At 46.7% G+C, this 3,882-nt stretch carries 2 protein-coding genes, 6 tRNA genes and 1 rRNA gene; all 9 read right to left on the bottom strand.

The window, feature by feature from the left end:
* Positions 1 to 62: 62 nt before the first annotated feature.
* Entirely contained in the window at positions 63 to 1,031 is a 969-nt protein-coding gene (mnmL, locus tag C7R92_RS31730; protein WP_069852441.1) for a tRNA modification radical SAM protein MnmL/YtqA, read from the bottom strand.
* A gap of 175 nt (positions 1,032 to 1,206) precedes the next feature.
* Entirely contained in the window at positions 1,207 to 2,445 is a 1,239-nt protein-coding gene (locus C7R92_RS31725) for a glycosyltransferase family 2 protein (protein ID WP_007724131.1), read from the bottom strand.
* 298 nt (positions 2,446 to 2,743) lie between these two features.
* Positions 2,744 to 2,828: transfer RNA gene (locus C7R92_RS31720), tRNA-Leu, on the bottom strand.
* A gap of 473 nt (positions 2,829 to 3,301) precedes the next feature.
* A tRNA-Arg gene (locus C7R92_RS31715) sits at positions 3,302 to 3,378 on the bottom strand.
* Between the two features lie 5 nt (positions 3,379 to 3,383).
* Positions 3,384 to 3,457, bottom strand: a tRNA-Cys gene (locus tag C7R92_RS31710).
* A gap of 9 nt (positions 3,458 to 3,466) precedes the next feature.
* Positions 3,467 to 3,542, bottom strand: a tRNA-His gene (locus C7R92_RS31705).
* A gap of 17 nt (positions 3,543 to 3,559) precedes the next feature.
* Positions 3,560 to 3,636: transfer RNA gene (locus C7R92_RS31700), tRNA-Met, on the bottom strand.
* A 10-nt stretch (positions 3,637 to 3,646) separates the two neighbouring features.
* A tRNA-Ser gene (locus C7R92_RS31695) sits at positions 3,647 to 3,737 on the bottom strand.
* A 49-nt stretch (positions 3,738 to 3,786) separates the two neighbouring features.
* Positions 3,787 to 3,882: ribosomal RNA gene (locus C7R92_RS31690) — 23S ribosomal RNA — on the bottom strand; the annotation flags it as partial.

Below are 3,882 nucleotides of genomic sequence, written 5' to 3'. Positions count from 1 at the left end.
TGCTGGGCGCACTAAAAAAGAAAGGGAGCCCTTAAAAAGGCTCCCTTTTTGTTGCTGCATCCTTACGTACGTGGCACGAAAAACTTTCCTTGCCAGCTATTCCGCGCTTTCAGTTCTGCATCAATGCCATTCAGAACTTCCCACTTTTTGCGACTCCACATCGGTCCAATCAAGAGATCAGGTGGGCCGTCCCCAGTGATTCGATGGACGATCATCTCTGGAGGTAAAATTTCCAATGTATCCACAACGAGCTTTGTGTACTCTTCCTGTGACAGGAATTCCAAAAGACCTGCTTCATATTGCTTCACCATCGGCGTTTTGCGCAGCAGATGCAACAGGTGTATCTTGATCCCCTGCACATCGAGATGTGCCACAGCATCTGCCGTCTGCATCATCTCTTCTTGGCTCTCTCCTGGCAATCCGTAGATGATATGTGAGCATACACGGATGTTGTGCTTGCGCAATCTCTCTACAGCATCCACGTAGCATTGATAATCGTGTGCTCGATTAATTAACTGGGCTGTGTGCTCATGGACTGTCTGTAGACCGAGCTCCACCCACAAATATGTGCGCTCATTCAATTCAGCCAAATACTCCACAACATCGTCAGGCAGGCAGTCAGGACGTGTGGCAATGGAGAGTCCAACTACACCTTCTTGTTGGAGGATGACTTCGTACATCTCCCGCAGCTCCTCTACAGGTGCATACGTATTCGTGTACGCTTGGAAGAAGCCCAAATACTTGGCTTGCGGCCATTTCTCATGCATGCGATTTTTCACATCATGAAACTGTCTTTCCAGGTCCATTCTGCGATCACCAGCAAAATCTCCAGATCCTCTCGCACTGCAAAACGTGCAGCCGCCTGTCGCTACTTTCCCATCCCGATTCGGACAACTAAAACCGCCATCCAATGGAACCTTGAAAATCTTTTCGTGAAAAGTTCCTCTTAAATGATTATTCCATGTATGGTATCGTTTATCGCCCCACAACAATGGGACGTCGTTGTTGTGAATATCTGTCGCGAGCTTCATTGCTGTTTTCCTCCTATGGGCACCGCTACGTCTGGCGCTGGTGCCTTAATCCCGTTGGACAACGCTACTTGCTTGATCACGTCATTATACCAAATTCGGCAACGGTCTCGCTACTTTAAGATAATAGGAAAACCACAGGTGAATATTCCCCCTGTGGTTTTGCTTGTTTACGTCACTATTGCTGGATCTCCTCAATACGAATCGCGCGTGTGTGAGAGGTGTGACTCCACTCTTGGTTTTTCTTCGTAAAGAACGCGTAAAACATAATCGGAAGCCAGGTCAGGAAAAAGAATGGTAGTAAGAGGAGCCCGAAATACCCCTTCCACGGAACTTTATCCAAATAGAGGGCCAAGATCGGCAACAGGTAGAACACGGCAGTAGAACCGTATACCAGCCATGTAGGCAAGATCGTGGATACTGTTGTCAGCGTACCGATATCAAAGAATCTTGCCAAGAACAATACCGACATCATCGTCACCATCAGCACATACATCGGTTGGAAGAGGTAGAAGGCTGCATCAAGCATTCCCAGCTTTCTTGACTTCAAACCATTAAACAAGACAGCGCGGATGTAGCGTCCTGCCACATCGTAGTGCCCTTGCATCCAACGCAAACGCTGGCGCATCGACGATTTTAAATCAATCGGTTTTTCATCCCAGACCTTGGTGTCATGTGCCCATGTCGGGTAAATACCGCGTTCAATACAACGTGTTGCAAATTCCAGGTCTTCCGTGAGACTGGTTGCTCCCCAGCCCATTTCTTTGAGCAGGTTGCTCTCAATGCACAAGCCAGTTCCGCCCAAAGTGTTCGGCAGTCCCAAATTGTGACGAGCCAACTGCCACATACGGTTTGTAAACCAGTAGGTAACCGCATAGGACAGCGTAATCCAGGAATCAAACGGGTTCTTGGAGTCGAGGTAGCCTTGAATTACACGCGCCCCTTTGGAGAGACGGTCATTCATTACTTTCAAGAAGTTTTTCTCAACCAAGTTGTCAGCATCAAACATGACGACAGCGTCATACTGCTTAGGTCTTGCCCAGAGGTTCTCCAGCATCCATTCGATGCCGTAGCCTTTCCCACGCTTGGATGTGTCAAAACGCTCACATGCAATTGCACCATGCGCCCGACTAATTTCTGCCGTGTTATCTGTACAGTTGTCGCAAATGACGAAGATGTCGTACATTTCACGTGGATAGTCGAGTTTCTTCAGGTTTTCAATAAGCGGAGCAATTACGGCGCTCTCATTGTGAGCTGCCACGAGCACAGCAAACGTCTTTTGCGGCTCTGTTGTTACTTGCTCTTTTTTGCGGAACAGGCCTGCACAAGAAACCAGTGTTTGGTATGTGCCGATTACACCCACCGCAGACGTAAATCCGATGAATAATCCCTCAATGATCTCTCTAATTACACTCATGGGTTCTTCTCCTCGACCTAAACCAGATTGGGTCTGATCTGAATTTAGGTAGTGTTGTTTTTCCAACATTTCTCTATTGTTTTTCTCTCAATTGGCAGTTTACATCAAATGCGATTCATAAGCAATGACCCAAAAGTGGGAAAAAATAAGGCACTGCTATCACCTTTCCCACCTTTTTCTCTTTCTATTCGACAGTGCTTGGCAGTTGGCAGAAAAAAAAGCCCTTGTCGAAAAAGGCTCCATTTATTTAGAAAAATACAAACGCTCGTTTCCATTTCTTCCTGATTGCTTTCGGGATTGGTGCGGTCGGCGAGACTCGAACTCGCACGGGTCGCCCCGCCACCCCCTCAAGATGGTGTGTCTGCCAATTCCACCACGACCGCCTATAAACGCTGATTTTACTCGTGTTTTTCTGTTGACACGAAGTACGTTTTTGAGTATACACAATCAATTTTCGCAAGTCAATATCGTTTTCGACTTGATGGAGCCCATATTTTTCCTGTCAAACTATCTTTTTTATTGCTCAGTCTTCTAGTAGATACGTTTGTCGAAAAAGAAAGTTACATGTCGCAAAAATTTTGAAAGAATGCAAACGCTTCTCTACAAAAATATCATTGTTTCGTCACATTTTCGGAATAGAAAAGGAGCCATATTCTGTGAATTTTTTTACATGATTTATGACAAATCAGACAAAATATTTCCAATTTTGGATGAAAGTTTTTTAACTTTTTTTGAAATAGGCCATTTGTCTCATCACATGCTTCTGTTTGTATCCTGAAAGACACTTTATATCTTCTACAAAAAAACCTCCTGCGGACGCCACAACGTCCTAAGGAGGCTATCTTTTGAAAAGGCGTGGCGTCCCAGGAGAGATTCGAACTCCCGACCGACGGCTTAGAAGGCCGTTGCTCTATCCTGCTGAGCTACTGGGACTAAAATGGAGGGAGTACCCGGATTTGAACCGGGGATAAGGGTTTTGCAGACCCGTGCCTTACCCCTTGGCTATACTCCCATGTTGTTATGGGGCGATCGATGGGACTTGAACCCACGAGTGCCGGAGCCACAATCCGGTGCGTTAACCCCTTCGCCACGACCGCCATATTTTTATGTAGTTTGGTAGCGGTGGAGGGAATCGAACCCCCGACCTTTCGGGTATGAACCGAACGCTCTAACCAGCTGAGCTACGCCGCCAAAATAAAAATGGCGGAGAGTGAGGGATTCGAACCCTCGCTACGCTTGCGCATACTAACGGTTTAGCAAACCGTCCCCTTCGGCCTCTTGGGTAACTCTCCGTGATTATATGCACCTTCAAAACTAGATATGCATGATTGCTAAGAATTTGTGGATAAGTCCTCGACCGATTAGTATTCGTCAGCTCCACGCGTTACCGCGCTTCCACACCGAACCTATCAACCTCATCGTCTATGAGGGGTCTTA

Origin of the sequence: Brevibacillus porteri (assembly GCF_003013475.1) — a bacterium.
Taxonomy (GTDB): Bacteria; Bacillota; Bacilli; order Brevibacillales; family Brevibacillaceae; genus Brevibacillus; species Brevibacillus porteri.
This window is presented reverse-complemented; position numbering and strand designations above follow the sequence as displayed.

Bases quoted from the DNA above. Each gene is read 5' to 3' on its own strand.
- C7R92_RS31725 (WP_007724131.1), bottom strand. From the start codon at position 2,445: ATGAGTGTAATTAGAGAGATCATTGAGGGATTATTCATCGGATTTACG.
- mnmL (WP_069852441.1), bottom strand. From the start codon at position 1,031: ATGAAGCTCGCGACAGATATTCACAACAACGACGTCCCATTGTTGTGG.